General features: G+C 61.7%; 17 protein-coding genes. 3 read left to right on the top strand and 14 right to left on the bottom strand.

The window, feature by feature from the left end; translation table 11 throughout:
• The first annotated feature begins 1 nt into the window (after position 1).
• Complete coding sequence (gene ggt / locus GYH34_RS15125; RefSeq protein ID WP_244635143.1) at positions 2–1672, top strand: gamma-glutamyltransferase; 1671 nt, start codon at positions 2–4, stop codon at positions 1670–1672.
• A gap of 45 nt (positions 1673–1717) precedes the next feature.
• Here ggt and GYH34_RS15120 read toward each other — a convergent pair whose 3' ends face one another.
• The 14 genes from GYH34_RS15120 to gyrB all read right to left on the bottom strand — a co-directional run bounded on the left by GYH34_RS15120 (position 1718) and on the right by gyrB (position 23846).
• Complete coding sequence (locus tag GYH34_RS15120) at positions 1718–4147, bottom strand: glycosyltransferase (RefSeq protein ID WP_161914300.1); 2430 nt, start codon at positions 4145–4147, stop codon at positions 1718–1720.
• A 2-nt stretch (positions 4148–4149) separates the two neighbouring features.
• On the bottom strand, positions 4150–5022 hold the full coding sequence (locus GYH34_RS15115; RefSeq protein WP_161914299.1) for an aldose 1-epimerase family protein: 873 nt from the start codon (positions 5020–5022) through the stop codon (positions 4150–4152).
• Positions 5023–5030: 8 nt separating this feature from the next.
• Positions 5031–6017: a GDP-mannose 4,6-dehydratase gene (gene gmd / locus GYH34_RS15110; RefSeq protein ID WP_161914298.1), complete on the bottom strand. Its 987-nt coding sequence runs from the start codon at positions 6015–6017 to the stop codon at positions 5031–5033.
• A gap of 67 nt (positions 6018–6084) precedes the next feature.
• Entirely contained in the window at positions 6085–7491 is a 1407-nt protein-coding gene (locus tag GYH34_RS15105; RefSeq protein WP_161914297.1) for a mannose-1-phosphate guanylyltransferase/mannose-6-phosphate isomerase, read from the bottom strand.
• 193 nt (positions 7492–7684) lie between these two features.
• Positions 7685–7891: a DUF1289 domain-containing protein gene (locus GYH34_RS15100; RefSeq protein WP_161914296.1), complete on the bottom strand. Its 207-nt coding sequence runs from the start codon at positions 7889–7891 to the stop codon at positions 7685–7687.
• Between the two features lie 262 nt (positions 7892–8153).
• Complete coding sequence (locus tag GYH34_RS15095; protein ID WP_161914295.1) at positions 8154–11468, bottom strand: N-6 DNA methylase; 3315 nt, start codon at positions 11466–11468, stop codon at positions 8154–8156.
• A gap of 74 nt (positions 11469–11542) precedes the next feature.
• Positions 11543–13426 (bottom strand): TniQ family protein, encoded by a 1884-nt coding sequence (locus GYH34_RS15090; RefSeq protein WP_161914294.1) that lies wholly within the window; start codon positions 13424–13426, stop codon positions 11543–11545.
• Positions 13419–14546, bottom strand: coding sequence for a TniB family NTP-binding protein (locus GYH34_RS15085; RefSeq protein WP_161914293.1), 1128 nt, complete (start codon positions 14544–14546; stop codon positions 13419–13421). The genes GYH34_RS15090 and GYH34_RS15085 overlap by 8 nt, the downstream gene beginning before the upstream one ends.
• Before the next feature lie 3 nt (positions 14547–14549).
• Positions 14550–16829, bottom strand: a complete 2280-nt coding sequence (locus tag GYH34_RS15080) for a Mu transposase C-terminal domain-containing protein (protein ID WP_161914292.1) — start codon at positions 16827–16829, stop codon at positions 14550–14552.
• Positions 16830–16863: 34 nt separating this feature from the next.
• On the bottom strand, positions 16864–17574 hold the full coding sequence (locus tag GYH34_RS15075) for a hypothetical protein (RefSeq protein WP_161914291.1): 711 nt from the start codon (positions 17572–17574) through the stop codon (positions 16864–16866).
• A 414-nt stretch (positions 17575–17988) separates the two neighbouring features.
• Positions 17989–18225, bottom strand: coding sequence for a hypothetical protein (locus GYH34_RS15070; protein WP_161914290.1), 237 nt, complete (start codon positions 18223–18225; stop codon positions 17989–17991).
• A gap of 556 nt (positions 18226–18781) precedes the next feature.
• Entirely contained in the window at positions 18782–19825 is a 1044-nt protein-coding gene (locus GYH34_RS15065; RefSeq protein WP_161914289.1) for a reverse transcriptase family protein, read from the bottom strand.
• A 509-nt stretch (positions 19826–20334) separates the two neighbouring features.
• Positions 20335–21165, bottom strand: coding sequence for a hypothetical protein (locus GYH34_RS15060; protein WP_161914288.1), 831 nt, complete (start codon positions 21163–21165; stop codon positions 20335–20337).
• 251 nt (positions 21166–21416) lie between these two features.
• The gene (gene gyrB, locus GYH34_RS15055) at positions 21417–23846 is read right to left on the bottom strand and encodes a DNA topoisomerase (ATP-hydrolyzing) subunit B (RefSeq protein ID WP_161914287.1); all 2430 of its coding nucleotides are present in this window, start codon (positions 23844–23846) and stop codon (positions 21417–21419) included.
• 181 nt (positions 23847–24027) lie between these two features.
• Between gyrB and GYH34_RS15050 the strand changes: the two genes are divergently transcribed.
• A complete protein-coding gene (locus tag GYH34_RS15050; RefSeq protein WP_161914286.1) occupies positions 24028–24288 on the top strand; it encodes an AbrB/MazE/SpoVT family DNA-binding domain-containing protein in 261 nt (86 codons plus the stop codon).
• Complete coding sequence (locus GYH34_RS15045; protein WP_161914285.1) at positions 24285–24692, top strand: type II toxin-antitoxin system VapC family toxin; 408 nt, start codon at positions 24285–24287, stop codon at positions 24690–24692. Before GYH34_RS15050 ends, GYH34_RS15045 begins: the two co-directional genes overlap by 4 nt.
• Positions 24693–24792 lie beyond the last annotated feature (100 nt).

The raw sequence follows: 24792 nt of genomic DNA, 5'->3' as shown, positions 1-24792 counted from the left end.
AATGCGATCTATTCTTGCGCTCTGCTTTTCCGCTCTCGCCTTCGCCGCAGCCGCCGAGCCGGTCGCGACCGGGCGGCGCGGAATGGTGGTGAGCGAGCATCATCTCGCCAGCGACATAGGGCTCGACATATTGAAGGCGGGCGGCAACGCCATCGACGCCGCCGTCGCCGTCGGCTATGCGCTGGCCGTCGCGCATCCGTGCTGCGGCAATCTCGGCGGCGGCGGCTTTCTGCTGGCGCAGCTGCCGGGGCAGGGCGCGCGCTTCCTCGATTTTCGCGAGACCGCGCCCGCGGCCGCCGGCGCCGATCTCTTTCTCGACGCGAAGGGCGCCGTCGTCAAAGACGCGAGCCGCAACGGCTATCGCGCCGTGGCGGTCCCCGGAACGGTGATGGGCCTCGAGACCGCCCACGCCAAATATGGCCGCTTGCCGCGCGAGAAAATCATCGCGCCGGCGATCGCGCTCGCCGAGCAGGGGTTCGTGCTCGAGGAGGCCGATATTCGCGTGCTGCGCGCCGCGACGCGGCTGAAGGACAGTCCCGCGGCGGCGAAAATCTTCTCCCGCGCCGACGGCTCGCCTCTGCAGATCGGCGATCGGCTGGTTCAGAGCGATCTCGCCCGTTTGTTGCGAGAGATCGCGGCGCAGGGGCCGCGCGCCTTTTATGAAGGGCGCGTTCCGCAGGCGATCGAGCGCGCCGCTCATGCCGAGAATGGCGTGATCGCGGAGCAGGATTTCGCGATCTACGAGGTCCTGGAGCGCACGCCGATTCATTGCGTCTATCGCGGCTATGATTTCTATTCCGCCGCGCCGCCGAGCTCTGGCGGCGTCGCGCTGTGCGAAATATTGAACATTCTCGAAGGTTATGATCTCGCCGCGCTCGGCTTTCACACGCCGCAATCCTCGCATCTTCTCGTCGAGGCGGAGCGGCGCGCCTTCTTCGATCGCAATAATTCGCTCGGCGATCCCGATTTCGTCAGCAATCCCGTCGCGCGTCTCACCTCGCGATCTTATGCGGCGGAGCTGCGCGCGCGCATTTCTCCCGATCATGCGACGCGCTCGGTCGATCTCGCGCAAGGCGCCGCTCCGCGCGAGCGCTTGCAGACGACGCATTATTCCATCGTCGATGGCGAGGGCGGCGCGGTCTCCGTCACCTACACGCTCAACGGCTATTTCGGCGCGCAGGTGATGGCGCCGGAGACGGGCGTGCTGCTCAATGACGAGATGGACGACTTTTCCGCCGCGCCCGGCGCCGCCAATGGCTTCGGCCTCGTGCAGGGAAGCGCAAACGCCATAGCGCCCGGCAAGCGGCCGCTCTCGTCGATGTCGCCGACCATTGTGATGAAGGACGGCAAGGTCGCGCTGGTTCTCGGCAGCCCCAATGGGCCGCGCATCATCTCGGTGACGCTGCAGACGGCGCTCAATGTCATCGATCATCACATGTCGCTGGCGCAGGCGGTGGCGGCGCCGCGCATCCATCACCAATGGCTGCCGGATGTCGTGCTGGCCGAGCCCGGCGCGCTGTCGGAGGAGACGCGCCGCCGGCTCGAGGCGATGGGGCATAAAATCGAGGATCACGCGCCCTTCGGCGCATCGGAGGCGATAGAGATCAGCGAAGGCGCGATGACCGGCGTCAATGATCCGCGCTCCGCGGCGGGATCGGCGCGCGGCTATTGAGCCGAGACGGGGCAATGCAGAGCGATAATAGATCGCATGAGCGCTCTATCGAAAAGCTCGAGCGCCGGCGCGTGGGCCGCGCGCCAATATGTCCTTGATGCGCGCGTCGAGCCGTTGCGCGAAAGCGTCGGTCGAGAAGCGCGTCTCGGCGAGCAGGCGCGCCGCGGCGACCTTGGCCTCGCGCGCCGCGCGGTCGTGGAAGACGGCGCGCATCGCCGCGACGGCGCCCGTGTGATCGGGCTCCGCCCAGCGCTGATCGCCGCGCATGCGCGGATATTCGCCAGGGCCGACCGGAACGAGGCGATAGGGCGCGAGAAACGCCGTGTGATCGTCGCAAAATTCCATATTGCCGGAATAGGCGGTGGCGATCACCGGCGTCTCCAGCGCCATCGCCTCCAGCATATGATAGCCGAAGCCTTCGGCGCGATGCAGCGAGACATAGCAATCGGCGCCTTCGATCAGCGCCATCTGCTCCTCATCGTCGAGAATGCGGTCGACGAGCGTGATGCGCTCGCATTCGGCCACGACATTGCGAATGGAGCGCCACACATCCATCTCGCGCGGCGCGCGCACGCGATCGACGCTATGCGTCTTGATGACGAGCTTGACTTTCGGCTCATGCGGAAAGGCTGCGAGAAAGGCGCGCATCACGCCGAGCGGATTCTTGCGATAGACGCCGGAGAGCGCATCGCAGGAGGTAAGAAAGACGAACTCGTCGGCGCGCGCAAGGTCAGCATAGGCGAGCGCGCGCGCCGCCGCGCGACCCTTTTTGCGCACGGGACGCGCCGATGTGCCGATCGTATGAGTCGGCCGATGGGCGGCCAGCGTCTCTCTCGTGAAGTCCGAGGCCGACCATAGCTCGTCGACGAGCGTCAGGCCGAGCATTTGCGCCGGATGCGGCGTCGCCATCTCGAGATAGGGAAAGCCGATGAGCCGGCCCTCGGACCAAATGTCCGGCAGATAGGCGATGGCGCTCGGCAACTCCTCGAGATTGAGATGGAGAATATTGATCTTGGCGCGTCGCAGCGTCGTCGGCAGCGGCGCGGCGTCTTCACGAATGCGATTGGGATAATCGAGGGTGAAGTCGCAGAGCCGCAGCGAATAATCGAGGCGCTCGAGCGCGGCGGCGAGCGCGCGGCAGCTGTCCGCTATGCCGAGCTGCCGGCTGAAAGGGCCGATGAGCTGAATGTCGACGCGCTCGCCTTCCGGCGCCGGCAGCGTCGCCGAATGCGCACGATGGCCGGAGGGCGTGCGCGAGCGAAAGCTCTTCTCGCCGAAATCATAGCCTAGAGTCTCGATCGCGGCGCGCCAATGCGCGACATCGACGCCGCCGGCGCCGAAGAGTCGTCGCGACTCTTCATCGAAGGGCGTGGCGCCGGCCTGTGGCGTCAAAAACGCCGCGAGCCAATCCGGCGGAATGAAGCGCAGATAATGCGGCGCGCGAGCGGAAAAGAGCAGCACGGCGAAATAGGCTGCGCGCCGCTCGCTCTCCCGCGTGAGATCTGCGCCGCGCAGGATCGGATGCGCGTCGAGAAAGCGCGTCATGAAGATCGAGAGCGGGAAACGCGCGCCCGTGTCTTCATGTGAGCGCAGCAGCGCCTCATGCGCGGGCGCGATGAGGCAATCCTCGACATTGAAGGCGGCGGCGCCGTGAGCGGCCCAGCGGAATATCGCCTCGAGCCGCGCATCCGCGCTCGCGTCCCGCGGCGTCTGCGCGAAGAGGCGCATAGCCCGGCTCGGCGCGAGGCGATCCTGCGCCGACGGCCCCTCATCGAGAAAGTCTATGTCGCGCGCGGAGAGCGGTATGCGCAGAGGCCGGCGCGCGCGGCCGTAGAATTCGACATAATGCGCGAGAAACGCCTCGCGATCGGCGATCGAGATCGTCGCGTCGAATTGATCGGCGAGGTCCCATTTGTAGCGATTCTGGTCGAGATAGGCGCAGAGCGCCTCGCCGAGAATGGGCGGCGGGGCGGGGACGGGCGTCGGCGCGAACAGAAGCTCCGTCCGGCGCAGAGGCGAGCGCTCGGTGACGTCGCCGGCGGCGTCGTCGCGAAAGGCTCCGGCGAAAGTCGCGCGCAGATAATCGTCGCGGCCGAGGCGGCGCGCGAGGAGCGGGCGCTTTTCCGTCGCGGTGAGCTCGAAGGGCGTTTCGGCTAGGGCGCGGACGCCGATGCGCGTCTCGGCGCCGCGCAGAAGAACGGGCGGAATTTTGACGTCGAAGCCGTGGCGGCCGTCGCCGAAGCCATTGGCGGCGAGATCGTCGCGCCGCCGATCCGCCAATTGCTGGGCGACGAAAACGCCATCGGCGAAAATATCGACCAGCACGCGCCGGCCCGCATGGGCGGGGCGATAGGCCCAGCCGTGAACGACGCCGTCCGCGGCGCCGTCCAGCCGGCCGACGATGTCGAGATCGCCCGTCGGAAGGCCGAGCGCGCGTCGCAGCAGCTTGATCGCATGGCGCTTGGCGACGCCCATGCTCAGCCTATCTCTATGCGCAGTGTGAAATCGCGCGTCTCGCCGGGGCGCGCATGCGCGATGCCGGGCTTCTCATCGAGCGGGCCGGCGAAGCCGACCGGCGAATCATAGCCATGCCACGGCTCTATGCAGAGGAAATCCGCGCCCGGCTTGGACCAGAGGCCGAGATGCTGGAAACCGTCCCAGGCGATCTGCACGGATCGTCCGCTGCCGCAGCAATAGACGAGGCTCTTGCTCGCCAGAGTGTCGAAGATGATCGCGTCATCGGCGAACAGCTCCTCACGCAATGGCAGCGTTCGTCCCTCGACGGGCGAATCCTTCATGCGGCCGAGCAGCCCGCCGATGAGCTTGCGGATCGGCGCCGGCTCATGGCGCTCGAAATTGATGCGGCTCTGCGTTTTGGCGGCGTCGCCGAGCGGCCAGCGAAAGGCCGGATGCGCGCCGATGGAAAAATGCATATCCGCGTCGCCGAGATTGGTCACGCTATGGCGAATGTCGAGACGCGGACCGTCGAGAGTGAATTCCACCTCGAGCAGAAATTCGAAAGGGAAAACCGCGCGCGTCGCGTCGCTGGCGCGCAGGGCGAAACGCGCCGAATGCGGCGAGGTCTCGACGATGGCGAACTGGCTGTCGCGCGCGAAGCCGTGCTTCGGCATCGCATAGCTGTGGCCGCGGTGTTCATAGCGGTCCTGCGCCAGCCGGCCGACGATCGGAAACAGCAGCGGACTATGCTTGGGCCAACTCGGCTCGCCGGCCCAGAGATAATCCACGCCGTCGCGCGTGCGCAGCGATTGCAACTCCGCGCCTTTCGGAGAAATGAAAGCGGCGAGGCCGTCCGAGGACAAGGCCACGCCGTCTCGCTGCTCGTTGGTCACGTGCGCCCTCAGGCTTTCGCCTGATGTTTCAGCCGCTCGAGATCGGCGTCCACCATCTCGCGGATGAGCGCATCGAGCGAGGTCTCGGGCGCCCAGCCCAGCGCCTTGCGCGCCTTGCTGGAGTCGCCGAGCAGAATGTCCACTTCCGCCGGGCGGTAGAATTTCGGGTCGATCACCAAATGCGCCTCCATGTCGAGGCCGGCATGGGCGAAAGCGATGCGGCACATGTCGCGCACTGTGGTGGTGACGCCCGTCGCCACGACATAATCGTCCGGCGTCTCCTGCTGCAGCATCAGCCACATGGCGCGCACATAATCGCGCGCATGGCCCCAGTCGCGCTTGGCGTCTATGTTGCCGAGGCGAAGCTCCTTGGCGAGGCCGAGCTTTATGCGCGCCACGCTATCCGTCACCTTGCGGGTGACGAATTCTATGCCGCGCAGCGGGCTCTCATGGTTGAAGAGAATGCCCGAGGAGGCGTGCATGCCGAAGCTCTCGCGGTAATTGACCGTGATCCAATGGCCATAGAGCTTGGCGACCGCATAAGGGCTGCGCGGATAGAAGGGCGTCTTCTCGCTCTGCATCGGCTCCTGAATGAGGCCGTACATCTCGGAGGAGGAGGCCTGATAGAAGCGCGCGCCGGGGGCGCCGAGCCGCAGCGCCTCGAGCACATTTGCGACGGCGACGGCGGTGATATTGGCGGTGAGAATGGGCTGGCGCCAGGAGGAGGCGACGAAGGATTGCGCGGCGAGATTGTAGACCTCGTCGGGCTTCACCTCCTGCACGATGCGCAGCAGGCTGGAGAGATCGCTGAGATCGCCGTCGAGCAGCTGCACGTCATTGGCGACGCCGAGCCAGCGCAGGCGATGGTCCTCGACGCCGCGATGCGAGGAGCGGCGGATCACGCCAGAGACTTCATACCCCTTGCCGAGCAGAAGCTGCGCGAGATAGGCCCCATCCTGTCCGGTAATGCCCGTCAGCAGCGCGCGTTTCGTCATGCACCCCTCTTAATTCAAATCCACTTTGCGGCTTTTATCATCGACCGAACGGCCGTCTATAGACGATCTAGGCGCGGCTATACAAATCGGCGAGCCGGACGATATCGTCCTCGCCGAGATAGGAGCCGGTCTGCACCTCGATGATCTCGAGGTCGATCTTGCCCGGATTGCTCAGGCGATGAATGCAGCCGATCGGCAGATAGACCGATTCATTCTCGTGGACCAGCAGCGTCTCCTCGTCGCGGCCGACCTCCGCCGTGCCCTTGACGACGATCCAATGCTCGGCGCGATGAAAATGCTTCTGCAGCGACAGGCGCGCGCCCGGCTTCACCACAATGCGCTTCACCTGATGCCGATCGCCGGAATCGACCGATTGATAAAAGCCCCAGGGACGGAAGATGCGCTTGTGCTCGCCCGCCTCGCGGCGGTTCTCGCGCTTCAATTGATCGACGAGCTGCTTGACATTGTCGCCATGCTCATGGCCCAGCACCAGCACGGCGTCCGGCGTCGTCACCACAATGACGTCGTCGACGCCGACGACAGTGGTCAGCGTCTCGTCCGAGCGCACATGCACATTGCGCGACTCGCGCACGACGCCATTGCCGCGCACCGAATTGCCCTGTTCGTCGCGCTCGGTCAGCTCCCACACGGCGCGCCAATTGCCGACGTCCGACCAGCCGATGTCGGCCTCGATCACCGCGGCCTTGCGCGTCTTCTCCATCACGGCGTAATCAATGGAGGTCTTGGGCGCGCGCGCGAAAGATTCTGCGTCCAGCACCAGAAAATCGAGATCGCTGCGGCCGGCGTCGATCGCCTTTTCCGCCGCCTCGGCGATCGCCGGCTCGAAATGGGCGATCTCCTGCTGCATCACATCGGCGCGGAAAATGAAATTGCCGCTGTTCCACAAATAGCCGGCGTCGATATAGCGCTGCGCGGTCTCGCGATCGGGCTTTTCGACGAAGGCCTCGAGATTGAGAATGTCGCCGGCGATGCGCTCGCCGGGGCGAATATAGCCATAGCCGGTGGCCGGAGCGTCGGGCTTGACGCCGAGCGTGACGATATAGCCATCCGCGGCGGCCGCCGCCGCTTTTTTGCACAGAGCGACGAGGCCTTTGGGGTCGCGCACGACATGATCGGCGGCGAGCACGACGACGATGGTCTGCGGCGCGCGGCGAGCGGCGACGCCGGCGGCGACGGCGACCGCGGCGGCCGAATCACGCCGGGTGGGCTCGAGGACGATGTCGGCCGCGGCGCCGATGGCGCGCAGCTGATCGGTGACGAGGAAGCGATAATCGGCGTTGGAAATGATGACGGGCTTGTCGAAGGCCTCGTCCGACAGCGTCTGAATGGTGGTCTGGAAGGTCGACAGCTCGCCGACGAGCGGAATGAATTGTTTCGGGAGGGTTTCCCGCGATTCGGGCCATACGCGCGTGCCCGCCCCGCCGCACATTATGACCGGCAGAATTTTCGTCATGTCTCGCCTTTCGGTCGAGGGATGAATTGGCGGCGGCAGGTCGCGGGAGGGAAGAAGTTTTCTGGAATACAATCAAATCGATCGAGCGCTTTTTCGCGCAGGTCCCGATCCTGCGGCCGTCCGCCGGCGATTGGATCAGCTATAGGCTGAACATTCCGCTTTTGGCAAGGGCCGCTCCGGCCCTTGCGGCGCTTCATGACCGCTTCGGCTGCGGCGAGGCGTGAGGCTCTTTCTGCAGGCGCGCGCGTCGCGCCGGCAGCGCGGCGAGAATGCGCTCTCGCTCCGTCTCGGAAGCGTCGCGCCAGCCGGCGATCTCGGCCATCGTCCGCGCGCAACCGATGCAAAAGCCGGTCGGCTGATCGATCTGGCAGATTTTGACGCAGGGCGTTTTGTCCGACATTGCAAAACCTTGACTCTCTTCCCTGCATTTTCGACCGTTTTTCGAGTCAGATGTCGGACTCCATTCGACAGGTAGTCTGACTCGCCCAGTTAACGGACGCAAGGAAGTCCGACTCAGTGCGAAAATGGTGTCTTGAAAGGCGCAACGTCGCGGACGCATCAAAAACAACGCCAAAAAAATACAACCTACGCATGTCCGTTCGACATGAATATAATCTGCCAGAACCGCATGGATCCAACCTCGTCAGAGCCATCGGATAATTTTATTCGTCGCCGGCCGCCTGCGCCTCGTGCTTCTTCTCCCTCATCGCATTGAGCGCCCAAGAAATAGATGGATCTGGAACCGAACTCGCCAGAAGCTCATACATCGTGTCGTCGACCCCGTAGGCCTTTTTCACCAAGCCTTCCAGCAGCCGCTCTTCATCCTGAATGTCTTGCCAATGATCATGGACCGCTTTCATAGCGTCTTGGTAACAAGCAGCATAGACTTCTGCTGCATCGATCCTTTCATAGCGGTCGGCGGCGCGTTCAATGAATTCGTTTTGCAGTAAATTCCAGAACCCGTCGAAGTCAGCCATGGACGCACTTTTATCAACCGCCGCAAGGCGTTGGCCAGCAAGCAACAGCCCCTCCCGCATCCCGCACCAGGAAGCCTGCAATTTCATCGCGGCCTGACCTATTGATCCAGCCAGCTTTTTAGACATGACAGGAACGGGCACTCCAGCCAGATCGTCCCTGCTGATTTTAGGGAACTTGTCACCGAATAGCCTGTTTGACCTTCGCTCATAAGTCGCCGAAACGAATTTACTATTTAACAGCCCAAGAATGCACTCCAAAGATATCACTCTTGGATTGTAGACGGCAAATAGCGTATTGAGATACATGAGCGGCTTGTCTGGTTTTTGCATTAATGCCGACATGCGTTGCCAGAATATCTGTTGCACCAAAATTCTTGGCTCAGCATAATGATCAAGAGACCTTTTGTCATGTAAGTCTTTTGAGTATTTTAGTCTTTCCCCTTTTGACGCCCCCTTAAAATATCTTTGAACTGTGTTTGATTCAAATAATTCATACCATTCGCCTCCTTCGTTTGTACGGCTATGATATATACGATTTTTTATTTCATCCTTTGAATGTCGAGAGTTGTGGTATACCTGAATTCCCACAGTGATGTCGGCATATTCCGACAGTGGCTGGCATGGCCTTGTCACCTTATCGATCGCATCCGCGATCTCAGGTTTGAAGATGACTTCAAACCTGAGATTTTCTTGCTTCAACTGAAAAGCGTGGGTCGTGCAATGATTAATCATCCATGATTTTTCAGCCAGCGCCTTGAGCTTCACCGGTTCTCCCACACCCCTCGGCAGGGCTCGGATTGTCATCTGCGATGAGCATTCCCTTTGATTCGGCTTGCCTTCCTCCGTAATCGCGACTTTCCTCTTGCGAGCAATAAGCAGACAGGCGTCATGATTTACATCCTTAAATATCTTCCAAAGGTTCGTGATTTCCAAGATCTCGAAATGCCGAATGACCCAAGCCCGAAACGATGCGTACCCATTCACCGTAAGCCATGAATTTGGCAGGACGAAAGCGAGGAGTCCTCCGGGACGAAGCAGTTCCCATGCCCTGTTGACGAAAATGGCATAGGAATCCTTTTCGTTTCCGCAGTTTGGAAACCGAGTGACGATCCGTTGCTCAGTCCAGTTCTCCAATTCGGCGCCCCATGGTGGATTGCCGACCACCACGTCGAAGAAATCCTCTTTCCCTTCCTCGAGCGTATCCGCCGAAGTGATATTCTCAAGTCCTTCGAGTCGTTCGTTTTTCTTCGCCGTGCGGAGCCACACGGCGAGCTTCGATATCTCGACGGATTCCGGCAGGATATCCTGACCATACAGATTGTTCCGCAGAATCTCTCGATCGAGATCCACTAGGCTCCTCTGTCGGATATCACCCCGCAGATCCGCCAATGATTTGTTCGTCTTCTCGAACTCGCGATGCAGGAATCCCAGAAACTCAACCAAAAATGCGCCGGACCCGCATGCGGGGTCGACGACGCGAAACTGCCTCATCCTGTCCACCAATCGATCGAGCAGGAGTATTTCTCGCTTCGTTTCCGCTGCCGTGGCTTTTCCCCTGGGCCCGACGCGCAGCTTTTCGAGCTTGCTCACCTGCGTCGCGAAATCCTCGTCTGCTTCGATCTCCGCCCGAAGATCATTCAGAGCAATCTCCATGGTCCGATCAATCAGATATGAAGTGATCTCACGAGGCGTGTAATACACCCCCTTGGAAGACTGCGTTGTTATTTCAACGGCGCCGGCCCCTCTTACCAGGCCGGTTCCAATCGGGATATCCTTCAAACTCTGCTCGAATATCGCTCCGAGCGCATGCTCGTTCAAATCTTCTGTAAAATCATAGACATCGAAGCCGAATATGCCTTTAATTTGAAAACTCGCGCGACGGCCTTTTCCTACCTGGTATCTCTTCTCGAATAGGTCGTCCGAAATGGAGATTTGTTCGAAGAATTCGTCCTTGTAAAACAAGCCGCCATTGAAAGCGTGATACGCGACGCCATCCCGTCCTCCGCCTTTGTTGAGCCAATCGAAAAAATTCTTGTACTGCGACCAATATTTGTAATCACCTTCTGCATTCTGCGCCCATGCCGCGATCTGTTTGAGAGTTCCTTTCGGCAGTATCTCGGCAGGATGGCTCTCGCAGAAGCAGGCAAATAGTATCCTATTCAATAACTTGTGAGTTTTCCCGTACAGATCTTCCACCTTCATGGACGCCGCGGCAGGATGGACGCGCATCTCCGCGATCAAATCTCTCTGCACCGCCTTATATAGCGCATAAAATCCCTCGGTGATCGCCCTGCCGGTAAAAATGGAATCGTTGAAGATGCGCAGGGCCAGAGAATCCGTCGTTCCTTGTGGAAGAAGCGAGCCCGGCCGCATCAATGCGTAGAATTCGAAAAGCACATCCTCCTTGACGAAGTCTTCGATATTCCAGCGATGGAACGACCTCGAATAGCCGTTTTTGTAAAGCCGGATTTCACGAAAGTTGGAGATCACGATCCACTCGATGCCCGGTATGGTGTTCGTGGCATACCGAAAACCCTGTTCGACGGGAGTTTCCCTGTTCGGTCGTCCAATCTGTGGCAGGTCCAAATCCGTCTTGACCGCCTTCACCTCGCCGACTGCGGTCCAATTCGATCCCGTGCTGAAAGAGCCGAGGGCGAAGTCCGGCGTCATGCGTCGTCCAGCCGCAGACGGCTTTGGCACCAATGTTGTGCTCCTGTCCTCTCCAGGCTGACGGTAACCGAGGAGCCTCCCAAATATTCGACCGTTGAACGCCTGCTCGACCTGTTGTTCGTTGAGCTTCTCCAATGCGGGAAGCTGTTCGATCCACATGTCGACGACCTCCTTGGCGCCATCCGGCAGGGCTATCCCTCGTTCCCGTTCGGCATTGATGTGCCTGCCCAGCACCCGTGGATTGAACAAGTTTTCGTGTTCCAGCATTTTCTGATTGTACTCGCGTTGACGGAGGCGCGCGGAGAGTTCCGTTTCCGTCTTCAGACTCACACATGCCCTCATGCTGTCAAGAACTCTCAGCCGACGCTTCCATCGTCGCGGGCCAACCAAACAAACTCAGGAACTCACCTCCCATATCTCTCCCGATACCTCGCCTTCCAATCCGCCGGGACATCCGCGCGCCGATAGACCGTGACCCGGCATCGCGGGTTGTCGTCGCGGGCGAGCACGGGAACGACGCCGACGTCGGCCAGCAGCGGGATCACATATTTCGGCTTCGTTCGAAGCTCGGCGGCGAGGTCGGTCGCCGTCACGAACTCGCGGCGGAAGGCGTCGACGTTCTCCGGCGTCGTGCGGATCGCCTTGCCCTCGTCGGTGACGCGGGCCATCAGCCCGGCGTCGAGGATGGCGTAGGCGGTCTCGCGATGGACGCCGAGCAGGGCGGCGACGCCGTCGATGTCGACCGTGCCCTCGGCGACGCGGCTGGGGCGCTTGAAGTCGACCGCGCTGATCAGCAGGCCGGCGATCCCGGCGACGCCGGCCAGCCGCGCGCGAACGCGAAGCTCGCCATCGAGGACCATTTGCAGGGCGCGCACGATCCCGCCGTTGCTGCGGCGGTTGGCGACGTCGACGAGCGGCTCCATGCCGGCGGGCGCCGCGGCGACGGAAGCGGCGTCGCCGGCGAGCCGCCGAACGAGATCGGCGACGTCGGCGCGCGAATAATAGGGCGTCTTCGCGCCGTAGCGGACGTGGATCTCCATCGGCTTCAGGAAGGCGCCGACGACACGGAAGGTCCGCCAGCCGTCGAGACCCAGCGCGTCGTCGAGCGACTGCGCCGACAGCGACTCCTCGAAGAGGTCGACGATCTCTTTCAAGACGGAGCGGGACACGGCGACAGGCGTGCCTCTCCTCGTCTCCGCCGGCCAGCAGTCCATCGCCTTCAGATAGCGCGCGATCAACTCCTGCGACCGCCCGGTGGCGACCGCGATGTCGTTGACGCTGACGGGCGTGTCCTCGCCGACGAAGGCGGCGGCCGCGCCGCGCCGGTGGACGAAGGAGCGCCGGGCGTGGTGGGCATGGATGGCGTCGAGCAGATCCTTTCCGGCAGGCGTCGTCTTGATGGAGCGCGCCCACATGACGAGGTAGCCGTAGACCTGATCGACGCCCCATGAGCCGAGGCCGACATCGTCGCGCGCGGCGACGGCGTCGAGCAGGGCGTCGAAGGACGCCGGCCAGCCGGCGGCGACGTTGAAACCGGCGGAAAAGGCCTCGGGGTGGCGGGCGACGTCGATCTTTCCGAGCGCGCCGAAGGCGCCGTCCACGGCGGCGGCCCCGAGGTGGCCCATCACGTCGCGCGCCTCGCGCAACGACAGGCGATCGAGGAATGGAACCGCGACGCGCGGGGCCCCGCCGAGGCGTCCGACGATGTAGGCGTCGGCGCGCACATGCGCCGGCGGCACGGCGACCGGCCGGCAGTCGAGCAGCCCGTGGCGGTTGCGGCACATGGTCAGTCCACCCGACTCCCATGTGAGCGGATCGCCGCAGGTCGGGCAGGCGACTTCGAGGCGAACGGCATGGATCGGGCAGGTGAGGACGCTGGCGACGTCCCACCAGAACCGCCGGTGGACGCGCCAGCCGGGGGAGCGCGCGACAATGGTTTCGTCGGAAAAATCCTGCCGCCAGCAGGCCGGGCACCAGCGGCGCGTCCTCGTCGTCCAGTCGTCGCGGTGCAGGATCTCGCCGGCGACGAGCACCTGCTTCTTCGAGATCACGCGCGCGGTCGAAGCCGCGAAATCGGCGGGGTCGGCGCCGATGAAGGCGCGCAGCGACGCGTCGACGTCGCCGAGCATGAACTCCGCGAGGTTCAGTCCGCGCGATCTGAAGCGCTCCCGGCTCCACGGCTCGCCGTTGATCTCGAACATCCGCATCAGATGGCCCTGGGCGGACTCGATGGGAAGGCGGGGCGCGCGAAGGCGCAGTGGGGAGGGGAGGCGGATGGCGTCAGACATCGAAATCCTCGTCGTTCACAAGGTTGGCGGCGCCCTTGCCGCGAAGCAGCGTGTCGAAATCCTTCTGGAGCTCGCGGATCGGGCCGATCTTCGTCACGTCGGGGACGAGAAACGGATTCTTCGCGGAGCCGGTCTCCCAGATGTCCTCGAAGCACTCGGCGAAGAGCGGCTTCCAGTCCTCGATCGAGGTCAGTCCGCGATTGATCGCGAGCATGGCGGCCTGCTTGATCAGGAGCGCGATGCGTCCCCGGTAGCCGCCGCTCGCCTTCGTCAGCCGCAGCAGCATGTCGGGATCCGTCCATTTGGGGACCGGCGTGAACCCGATGCCCTTGGCGTAGAATTCGATGAACGCCTTCAGTTTCGCCTGGTCGCGGGCCGTCGTCCGCAGCGGCGCGAACGCCTTGAACCGGCACCGCATCCGCAACTGGTCGTCCAGCGCGATCAGCCGCTTCAGCGAGGGCAGTCCCGCCATGACGAGGCCGATGGGATAGGGGTCGACCGTCGGCGGCAGGGGGCCGAGAAGGGCCGCGAGCTCCTCGTCGTCGACGCCTTGCAACAAGCCCTTCAGCGTCGACATCAGGTTCTCGCGCTGATCGTGCGTCTTTCCGAGGAAGACGTGGTGCATCTCGTCGATGAAGATCACGCAGACGCCCGTGTTGTAGAGCGCCGGGCGGACGCGCGACCAGATCTCCGCAGGCCGACCGCGCGGCGAAAGACGCTTGCCGGTGAGCTTGAAGTAGAGCTCGATGCCGAGCGTCGTCAGGTCGCAGGGCGCGGGAGCGCGCACATAGACGACGGGACGCACGTCGCCGAACTCGTCCGAATAGGCCGCGAGGCGAGGGTCGCCGCACTCGATGAGGTGCTTCATCGTGTGGGATTTGCCGACGCCGCTCACCCCGCGGATCACGAGACCGAAGGCCTCGGCCTCCTTGTCCTCGATCGCGTTGAGCTGGAACTCGAACTTCTCGAGAACGTCGCGGAACACCTCGTCCTTGATATGCACTCCCCTCACCGCCGCCTTGCGGCGCTGACGCAGATCGGCGCCGGGGCTCGCGACGGCGAAGCGCTGTTTCCGCATCCGCGAGGGGGATGTCGTTTGCGTATCGGTCGGCGTGTCCATCGATCAGTCCTCCCAAGTGCTCGGATCGTCCCAGTCCGACGCGGTCGAGGATCCGTCGTCGGCATCCGCGTCGACTCCGTCACGGTCGTCGTCGGCGGTCTCGTCCTCCATGCGCTCCGCCGCGGCCGGCTCGGCATCTGGAGGCGCGCCCGGAAGCGAATGGCCGCCGTCTCCCACGCCGGCGGTCGCGGGCCGGCCGTCGCCCGGATCGGCGGGTTTGCGCCGCCGACGGCGGAACGGAACCGGGCCGTCGCCACACGGCGCGTCGCCCTCCGTAGACGGATCGCGCGCGATGTCGAACCAGACGTCGTCCACGCTGTCGCGGTACCAGTCGATATCCTTCTGGGTCATCTTGATTGGCTTGGCGCCGAGGCGCGCGCCGGCCTCGACGAGCCGCTTGCGGGCGGCGCGCAGAATGGAGAGCGGGACGCGCTGGTTCTCGGCGACGTGCTGGCGCGCGAGCGCGATCGTCTCCTTCCATTGGGCGAGCGACACGCCGTCGCAGAGGTCGGGCTCCACCGCCGGCACGGAGATCCACCGGCCTTGGCCGCGCTCGCTGCCCTCGTCGAGAACGAGGACGGCGCCGAGGTCGTAGGGATCCACCTTGACCATCAGCATCTGACCGATGTGCCCCTCGCGGCGGCGGATCGTCTGCAACTCCTTGGACTGGTAGGACAGCCCGAGGAAGGTCACGCCGAGCGACGTCACCGTGCGCTGGATGACGAGCGACAGGATGACGTCGAGATCGGCCGCCGCAGGCGGCATCTCGAGGCCGGCGCCGCCCAGGTGCTCCCACATCTGCAACGGCGTGCGCCCGAACAGGTAGGGCGAAGACCGGTTGTGCAGCTCGTCGACGATGTAGAGCCGCAGCAGCCTGTCGAGATCCTCCCATGTCACGGCGGCGCGCCCGCGGGAATCGTAGTCCCCGCGCTCGCGGCGGTCGGAGAACGTCCGTCCCGGCAGGAAGGACAGGAAATCCTGCGCGATGATGCCGAGACCGCGCTCGATCATGCCCTTGAGATGCGGCCTCCCACGCGGCATGCGGCGGATTCGAATCCGCAACTGCCCGCAGGCGGCGCGCAGGCTCAGCGAGTGGAACTCTGGGCCGTTGTCCACCTTCAGCATTCTCGGAGTACTGAAGACGGGCCACGGGTTGACCGCGCCGACGCCCGTCAGATCCTTCGGCATGATGCCCATGCGCAGCACCGCCATCACGCTCGTCCACGACGGGCAGTCGCGCGAAATGTGATAGCCGAAGACCATACGCGTCGCCTGACAGCGCGCGAGGGTCAGCCAGACCCTGTAGGTCTTCTTGCGGCGCCGGTCGCCCTTCGACTCCTTGCCGTCCTTGTCGACGAGCAGGATGTCGAGCGGCGTGTGGTCGATCTCGACCACCTCGAGGGGCAGCGTCGCGCGCGGCGCCTTCTTGACGAAGGGAAAGTCCTGCTGCGCCCGCTTCTGGCCCTTGCGGTAATAGGTCTGCTCATAGGGCGTGACGTTGTCGTCGATGAACCGCAGGAACGCGTCGTAGGACGGATGCGCGAGAGCGGTCCCGTCGCGCTCGTTGATCGCGTCGATGTCGCCGCACATCGCCTTATGGATGGACTTGGCCGGCGGCCCCTCCATGATCAGGTAGTGCTTTCGGATCCACTTCCACATGATGTCGACGACCGCCGGGACGAGCCGCGTCTTGTCGGAGCCCTTGGAGTCGTGGCAGGGCGCGAGCGCGACGACGGCCTTCCCGGAATTCCGCCAGCGCCAGTGCCAGCCGCGAAGCGTCGAGCCGCCGACATACTCGCGGGGAAGCGTCGACGCCGACACGCCCTCGATCCGCGCGCGCTGACGCCGGCGCAGCCAAGAGACCAGCTTGGCGACGCGCGCGTATCCCTCGGGGCGCTTCGGAAAGCGCCCGCGCCTGTTCTCCTTCTCGGGGGACATGCACATGTCGGCGATCTCGACGTAGTCGAGCCGGCGCAGCGCCTCCTCGCGATCGCGGGGCCTGAAGCTGTCGATCGAGCGGTCCATATTGGCCGCGACGGCGTCGTCCAGCTTGCCGTCGCGGGCGCGATGAACCTTCAGCGACCGGTCGAAATAGAGCCGCCAGAACTCCGCATGAGTGATCAGGCGGCGCACGCCGGCGGAGCCGAGCGACCGCAGCAGCGTTCCGCCGCCGTCCTGGCTCTCGAACGCGTGCATGATGCCGTCGATTTCGACGCAGTCGCCCTTGTGCAGCCTGAAGCGGGCTTGGCCGAAATTCCTGTCGGTGGTCGCGGTGTCGGTCATTGTCGTGTCCGCCTCGGTCGGGCGTGGAGCGGTTTCAGCGCGGGGGGATCTCGACGAAGGCGTGGTCGTCGAGCAGGACGTCGTCGTGGACCATGCGGAGCTCGCCGAAGGCGACGAGGCGCGCCACGGCGCGAAACGCCCGGTCGCCGAGTCCGGAGAGCCGCCTCAGGTCGCGCACGCAGGCGCGTCCACCCAGTTCTCGAACGACCACGCGCATGCTGTGGAGCGCCGCCTCGTCGGCGACGAAGGTGCGCGCGCCGGCGAGCAGCGAGGCGTTGGCGAGCCTCGGCTGGACGGAAATCTCCCTGTCGGTCCAAAGCTCGAAGCCGTCGTAGCCGGCGTCGAGCGCGGCGGTCCGAATGAAGGGCGCCTTGGACAGGAACCGCGTTCTCCCGACGAGCGTCATCGGCATCACCTCGACGGCGATCCACCGTCCGTCGGCGAGGACGACCGCGAAGTCGGGCGTGTAATTGCGCCGCTTGCCCTTGTCGTCCTTCCACCGGAAAGACGCGGGCTTCTCCCAATACTCCTGGACGTTCGGATCGTTCTCCATCAGGACGACGAAGTCGCTGGAAAGCGTGCCGTCGCAGCGGACCATGCGGTAGTTCATCGCCGGCTTCGCGGAGGGGAACTCCTCGGAGATCCAGTCGACCGCGCGGTGGACGGCGTCGCGCCTGTGCAGCGGACTGTCGACGAAGCGCGGCGTGTAGACGGCGGCGCCGTCGGAATTCTTGTCGGTCATCATGCGGCCCTTGTTCCGGGGCGCGACCGCGCGGCGCCGAAGAATTTTCCGGTCCCGCTTGCTCCTTTCCGGGAGACGGGGCAGAATCCTCCGATCGCCGACGCGAAAGCGCCGTCGTTGTCGGCGCGAATGCGCCGGTTTTCCTCGGCGACGCGGAAGCGCCGTCGTTGTCGGTGCGAATGCGCCGGTTTTCCCCGGCGACGCGAAGGCGTCGTCGAGGTTGAAGAGCCGCCCGGTGGTTTCTCAGGCCTTGGCCGGTCGGCGGTTTTCGGCGCCTCGGGGTTTCCCCGGGGCGCTCAACGTTTCGGGAGGGGTCTCATCGTCCCCGTCCTCCATCGGACGGACGGTGACTCCGATCGTAGAAAGAATCGAATCCCCGAAATTCGGTGCGACGAAAAAATTTCGTCGGCGATCGATTCACGCCGATCGGTCGCCATCGTTCGAAGCCATCGAGCGGATCACCCGCGACAGCGGGAAGCGGACGACGACACCGGATTCCTTGCGGGCCGCGCGCTTTTCCGCCTCGTCGAGAACCGTTCGCCCAATGGCGACGAGCGCGGCGCCGGCGGCGGCGCGGAACATCGCGTCGTCCACCTCGCTCCTGATCTGGAACAGCCGCGCAAAAATCTCGTCGAACAGATCCTCGCTGTTCATAGTCGTTCTCCTTGAAACGGCGCGATCCCGCCGCGCCTTGTCGCCGATGGAAAAGGCTTCGAATCCGGGACCCGTGGGTCCGCAACGGAAAAATCGTCCACGCCGCGCCGAGTCGCGCGGTTCTGGATCGCGATGAGGTGGAGCAGCCCGTGCGCCGTCGCGGCCTATGCGCGGTCGGCGGACACGGGCCGGCGTTCCGAATATTCAGGAGCGGGGAGGGAGGTCGCCAGGAGAACGAACAGGTCCGCACGAGCGGCGGCGCCGGCGGGGGTCATCGATATGGGAATTTGGAAATCGGACATGGGGAACGCTCGCTGGAGACGGTCCCCGACGCCTTTCAGACGACCGGCCACGCGGGGACGAACGCGGTCGGCGGGGCGCCTTCGGGTGCCCGTTCGAGGCTTTCGCGTTCGTGCATGGTCGGTGCGGTGGTCATGGGTGCGATATATCGAACGAAGGGTGAACGAGTCAAGAGGGAGGATTGCAGGAAGCCCTTTCCGCAATGGCACGGCTACCTGCAAGCCAGAAACCGACAACGCGAATACAACGGCCAAAATTACACTACAGATTCGCTCTTAAGAAGGCGTTTTAGAAAATTCAAGTCGCTTACGACCTCCTTATTCTTGTTGTCAACCCATAAAATAAACTCACCAACTCCGATAATATGTCGCAAATAATTATTTCTATCTTCTTCAATTTGAGATATATGCCCATCAACGCCAAATTTTCGTATAAAGAATACATTTTTTCTGAACTCACGCCTTGTTTCTCTTGGTGCTTGCATTCTTGTGTTCACAATAATGCCGGTCACAACCTTCCTTGAACCGCTTCTCATAATTGATGTCTTTTCTTCATTTAGTTTAAATTTGAATGATTTGATCATAAACCGAACTTCTGTGATTGTTTCTTTTTTGATACGTTCTCCAGAAATAGTTATATCGTCTGCATATCGCGTGTATCTAAGATTCCTATCTGTGCAATATTTTAGCAGATCGTGATCCAGATCCCTGCAAACAATGTTCGCGAGTGCGGGGCTTGTTGGGGCGCCTTGCGGTAAGCTTTTATCTAAGCAGCAGATCTGCGCGAATAACATTGCGAGTGAATCGGTGTACCCGAGTGCGTATAATGCTTTATATACGGACGAAATATTAACTGACGGAAAAAAATCCTTTATGTCAACTTTTAGAATTTCTGGCTGGCGGATATGTATACGTGCATTCTTTTTAATGTCCGAGTGGCGGCTAAATGCTTTAGAAGCTTTAGATATTTCGACGTTTGAAAGAATATTATCAAGAATATATCTCTGTATCTCCTTCAGTGTCGGGAGAGGTTCGTCAATTTGACGGAGTTTCCCATTTCTTTTTGGTATATTAAATGACCTGTAGAACTTTCTTTGATCGTTGCTTATGGCGTATAGCAGAGATATGTCATATCCAACCAAAGCTGAAAAATGCTTTTCATCGAATATGACAGGTAACCCATTAGCTTCGAGCTTCTGAGCATATCTCTCTATACTCAAAATATCTTTTGAGGACAACCCGCACTGTAAGGCAATTTCCTTGTATCGATCGGTTACGTAAGGAAGGTCGAGCGTCGTCACTGCTATCACCGTGCTACTACGATCCCTCCACTGCGTCCGCGCCAATGGCGCGGATGCAGTGGATGCGACCAACGGGAGCATGGTCCGGCGCCGTCGAAGTGCTCCCGCAGTTCGAGGGCGCCGGACCAGGGCTTGAAAGCCGGTTCTCTCAAGAATGGCGACTCGCCATTCCTAGCGATCGAGTCGCTAGCTGCTAGCACGATGCTTCACCTTTCGCAGCGAACGACGCTCAGGAATATATGGCTTCATCTTTGGAATCTTTGCAATCCTTCTTTCACTGAGAGGCTCAATCCATGAAAATGATCGCTTCCCGTTTGAGCCGAGCAGTGCGAGTTCTCCAAGGCGCGAAAGCGATAAACTACCGGCCTTCTCGACAACAAGGCCGGCGCCAATCGCTCCAGATAGCATCTCTGCGATTTGTAGATACGTATATCCTATCCGCGTCAAATTGCTCACGGACTTCTGCCGACGAACCTCCATTAATAGAGTCCGCATTCCTTTGTGTAACGTCAAGTCCTCGGAAATGGCGCCGGCCAATTTGCTCCTCCATCTGTTTTTTCCATCCAAAATATTGGAAGTGTATTATTCGGCGTTCTCTTCATCGTTATAATCGCTTCTGATCCTCCATATCCAAGCCTATATTTTTCTGGAGGCTTAAGCATATTTTCAATGCTGACATAAGCAGCCATTGCCTCTGTAACCGACATCCCACTTATAAACTCGCCAGATGAAATTGCTTTCTTGCGAATTGCTCCCGCTATTACGCCAACACCCTTTGATTTTAGCCTATCTAAGGCCTCTTGCTGTATTCTAATTGCAACAACACTTATGCTTTTTGGCATACCACTATTTTTTATTAACTTGTCTATTACTTTTGATACCTGCCTTCCTGTTCCTATAAAGTCATCAATAAATATAATATGGGAGTTGCTGCTAATTTTTATTTTTGACGATTGCAATGAGTCGACGAAAACGACATTGTTTTTTGCTTCTTTAGGGAATACAGACGAGAGATCATAGCAGAAATTATGTCCGCTCTTGATCTTTCCTTCTTCAGGCAGTGCGACGGGAATCATAAAATATGTATCGCCTACGACTATAGTATCTATTAGTTTTTCTGACATATCACAAGCCATAGAATAGTAATCTGTTATTATCTCATAATTACGAAGTAGATCTATAATAATATTTCGTTTCTGTGATTCTATCGCGGCGACAAGGCCCGTTATTGCATCAAACATAGTCGTCTGCTTCGTAGGAAGCTTGCGCTTTTTATCCCAATTGTTCATTTCAAATATTTTGTCTATAGCCCTTATTTCTTCTAGGCTTAGGCTTGACATTTATGGACTCCCTATCGTGGTGCCTAAGCCTGCGCGTACCGCTGTCGCATCCATTTTCTCGTTCCAAAATAGCGAAGTGCTCGCTGCCGCGCGAATCACAACGCGATTGGCCTGAGAAACCGAGATGCGGCACTACAACCTTTGCGAGTGTCTTGACGCCGGCGAAAAAAGGGAGTCGACATTTTCCGCCTAATGAGTCATGCTACTTCTCAGTAGAGTCAGACTTTTGCATTATCGGTCAGTTTCGGCCATCACACGTCCAAATTCGCGACGTTCAGCGCATTCTCCTGGATGAACTCGCGGCGCGGCTCGACGATGTCGCCCATCAGCTTCACGAAAATATCCTCGGCCTCCACCGCCTCCTTCACCTTCACTTGCAGCAGCGAGCGCACCTCGCGGTCGAGCGTCGTCTCCCACAATTGCTCGGCGTTCATCTCGCCGAGGCCTTTGTAGCGCTGAATGGTGAGGCCCTTGCGGCCTTGCGCCGCCATTGCGTCATAGAGCGCCAGAGGGCCGGAGAGAGCGGTCTCGTCATTGCGCCGCGCCAGCGCCGCCGGGCCGGCGAAAATCTCGCGCAGGCTCTCGGCGCGCTCCTGCAGCTTGCGCGCCTCGCTCGAGGCGAGCAGCGCCGCATCCAGCGTCACCGCCTGCGCGACGCCGCGCAAGGTGCGGCGGAAGACATAGCCGCCCTCGCGCAATTCGCCGGTCCAGCCGCGCTCGGTCTCCTCCGCTATGGCGTTGAGGCGCTCGGCGACCTCGGCCGCTTTCGCTTCGTCGGGCGGCGATTGCAACGCGCCCGCCATGGTCGTCTGCTCGACCACATTGCGGTCGTAGCGCGAATGCAGCCCGTTCATGATGGTGCGGAAGGAGCGCGCATCCTCGAGCGCGGCGCGCAAATCCTTGCCGGCGCGCTCCTCGCCATTGCCGCAGCGGAGCACGGCGCCGTCGAGCAGCGAGTCGATGAGATAATCCTCGAGCGCGCGCTCGTCCTTCAAATATTGCGTCGATTTGCCCTTCGTCACCTTATAGAGCGGCGCCTGCGCGATGAACACATGGCCGCGATCGATCAGCTGAGGCATCTGCCGATAGAAGAAGGTGAGAATCAGCGTGCGAATATGCGCGCCGTCGACGTCGGCGTCGGTCATGATGATGATCTTGTGATAGCGCAGCTTGTCGGCGTTGAACTCGTCGCGGCCGATGCCGGTGCCGAGCGCCGTTATCAGCGTGCCGATCTGCTCGGACGACAGCATTTTGTCGAAGCGCGCGCGCTCCACATTCAAGATTTTGCCGCGCAATGGAAGCACGGCTTGAAACTCGCGATTGCGGCCCTGCTTGGCCGTGCCGCCGGCGGAGTCGCCCTCGACGATGAAGAGCTCGGCTTTCGCCGGATCGCGCTCCTGACAATCGGCGAGCTTGCCGGGCAGATTGGCGACGTCGAGCGCGCCCTTGCGCCGCGTCAGCTCGCGCGCCTTGCGCGCAGCCTCGCGCGCGGCGGCCGCCTCGCAGACTTTGGAGACGACGCTTTTCGCCTCCTGCGGATGCTCCTCGAGCCATTGGTCGAGCAGCTCATTGACGACATTCTCGACCGCCGGACGCACTTCGGACGAAACGAGCTTGTCCTTCGTCTGCGAGGAGAACTTCGGGTCCGGCACCTTCACCGAGACGACGCAGGTGAGGCCCTCGCGGCAGTCGTCGCCGGTCAGATCGACCTTCTCGCGCTTGGTGAGGCCGGAGCGCTCGGAATAGCCGGTGATCTGCCGCGTCAGCGCGGCGCGAAAGCCGGCGAGATGCGTGCCGCCGTCGCGCTGCGGAATGTTGTTGGTGAAGGCCAGAATATTCTCGTGATAGGAATCGTTCCACCACAGCGCGACTTCGACATTGATGTGCTCGCGCTGGCCGTGAATGAGGATCGGCGCGCCGATCAGGGCCGATTTGGCGCGATCGAGATAGCGCACGAAGGCCTCGAGCCCGCCCTCGTAATAGAGCTCCTCGCGCTTTTGCTCCGCATGGCGCGCGTCGGTGAGCACGATGCGCACGCCCGAGTTCAGAAAGGCGAGCTCGCGCAGGCGATGCTCTATGGTCGCGTAATCGAATTCGACGACCGTCTTGAATGTCTCGAGCGACGGCAGGAAGGTGACTTCCGTTCCGCGCTTGGGCTTGCCGTCCTCGATCGGCGCTTTGCCGACGACAGCGAGCGGCGCGACGGAATCGCCATTGGCGAATTCCATGAAATGCTCGCGCCCCTCCTGCCAGATGCGCAGCTTCAGCCACACGGAGAGGGCGTTGACGACCGAGACGCCGACGCCGTGCAGGCCGCCCGAGACCTTATAGGAATTCTGGTCGAATTTGCCGCCCGCATGCAGCTGGGTCATGATGACCTCGGCCGCGGAGACGCCTTCCTCCTTGTGAATGCCGGTCGGAACGCCGCGGCCATTGTCGGTGACGGTGCAGGAGCCGTCGGCGTTCAGCGTCACGGTGACGAGAGTGGCGTGGCCGGCGAGCGCCTCGTCGATGGCGTTGTCGACGACCTCATAGACCATGTGATGTAGGCCGGTGCCGTCATCGGTGTCGCCGATATACATGCCCGGGCGCTTGCGGACGGCGTCGAGGCCGCGCAGGACCTTGATGGAATCCGCGCCATATTCGGGCGGCGTGGCGGCTCCGTCTTCGGTGTCGGTCATGCGGGTTTGGGCTCCTCGGGCAGGGCGGGGACGGGCTCGATTCGAGAATGTTGTTTTTACCGCGAAAGTCGGGTGGAAAGCGAAGAAAAACCGAGCGGCTGCGCTGCGGGGCGCGCGAATTGACCGCAGCGGCGGGCTTATGGTATCTATCATATAGTAGATACCATGCGGAGCCCGAGCGATGAGCGCCACAGCCAAGCTCTTCATGCATGGCCGCAGCCAGGCTGTGCGCCTGCCGAAGGACTGCCGTTTCGAGGGCAAGGAGGTCAAAGTCACCAAGATCGGCGACAAGGTGATTTTGGAGCCGCTTCACGAGGGGCCTTTCGACGTCGAGGCGTGGTTCGCGCGGCTCGACGCTCTGGGCGCGCGGGACTTTCTGCCCGACGGCCCGCCGGAGGATCCGCCGAGCGCTCCCGATCCGCGCAAATTCATCGACGAATGATCTGCCTCGACACCAATGTCGTCATTGCGGTGATCAACCGCCGCAATGCCGATGTCGCGCGTCGCATGGGCGAGGCGCTGACGCAGCGTGTCGAGATCGGCCTGCCCGTCATCGTTTTGTATGAGCTTCGCTACGGCTACGCGCGCAGCGATCGCAAGCCGCTCATGGAGGCCTTGCTGGCGGAGTTTCTCTCGCCGGGAATCGCCGTGCTGCCTTTCGATGAGGAGGACGCGCGCCATGCCGGAGACATTCGCGCCAATCTCGAAAAGCGGGGACAGCCGATCGGCCATTATGACTATCTCATCGCCGCGCAGGCGCGCCGCCGCGGCGCGATATTGGTGACGGCGAATGGCCGGGAGTTCGCGCGCGTGCCGGGGCTGATGGTGACGGATTGGGCGGGCTGACGGCCGCGCGCATGAACGGGGGAGATATGCGCCCGCCACGAGCAGCGTGGTGGATGTGCTGATGGTCGATGCCGGGTTGCATCGCTTGCTCTCGATCTCT

It is taken from the genome of Methylosinus sp. C49 (assembly GCF_009936375.1).
Taxonomy (GTDB): Bacteria; Pseudomonadota; Alphaproteobacteria; order Rhizobiales; family Beijerinckiaceae; genus Methylosinus.
The sequence above is the reverse complement of the archived record's forward strand: the minus strand, read 5'-3'. Positions and strand labels throughout refer to the sequence as shown.

Bases quoted from the DNA above. Each gene is read 5' to 3' on its own strand.
- ggt (WP_244635143.1), top strand. From the start codon at position 2: ATGCGATCTATTCTTGCGCTCTGCTTTTCCGCTCTCGCCTTCGCCGCA.
- GYH34_RS15120 (WP_161914300.1), bottom strand. From the start codon at position 4,147: ATGGGCGTCGCCAAGCGCCATGCGATCAAGCTGCTGCGACGCGCGCTC.
- gmd (WP_161914298.1), bottom strand. From the start codon at position 6,017: ATGACGAAACGCGCGCTGCTGACGGGCATTACCGGACAGGATGGGGCC.
- GYH34_RS15105 (WP_161914297.1), bottom strand. From the start codon at position 7,491: ATGACGAAAATTCTGCCGGTCATAATGTGCGGCGGGGCGGGCACGCGC.
- GYH34_RS15100 (WP_161914296.1), bottom strand. From the start codon at position 7,891: ATGTCGGACAAAACGCCCTGCGTCAAAATCTGCCAGATCGATCAGCCG.
- GYH34_RS15090 (WP_161914294.1), bottom strand. From the start codon at position 13,426: ATGTCTGACGCCATCCGCCTCCCCTCCCCACTGCGCCTTCGCGCGCCC.
- GYH34_RS15085 (WP_161914293.1), bottom strand. From the start codon at position 14,546: ATGGACACGCCGACCGATACGCAAACGACATCCCCCTCGCGGATGCGG.
- GYH34_RS15080 (WP_161914292.1), bottom strand. From the start codon at position 16,829: ATGACCGACACCGCGACCACCGACAGGAATTTCGGCCAAGCCCGCTTC.
- GYH34_RS15075 (WP_161914291.1), bottom strand. From the start codon at position 17,574: ATGATGACCGACAAGAATTCCGACGGCGCCGCCGTCTACACGCCGCGC.
- GYH34_RS15070 (WP_161914290.1), bottom strand. From the start codon at position 18,225: ATGAACAGCGAGGATCTGTTCGACGAGATTTTTGCGCGGCTGTTCCAG.
- GYH34_RS15060 (WP_161914288.1), bottom strand. From the start codon at position 21,165: ATGTCAAGCCTAAGCCTAGAAGAAATAAGGGCTATAGACAAAATATTT.
- gyrB (WP_161914287.1), bottom strand. From the start codon at position 23,846: ATGACCGACACCGAAGACGGAGCCGCCACGCCGCCCGAATATGGCGCG.
- GYH34_RS15050 (WP_161914286.1), top strand. From the start codon at position 24,028: ATGAGCGCCACAGCCAAGCTCTTCATGCATGGCCGCAGCCAGGCTGTG.
- GYH34_RS15045 (WP_161914285.1), top strand. From the start codon at position 24,285: ATGATCTGCCTCGACACCAATGTCGTCATTGCGGTGATCAACCGCCGC.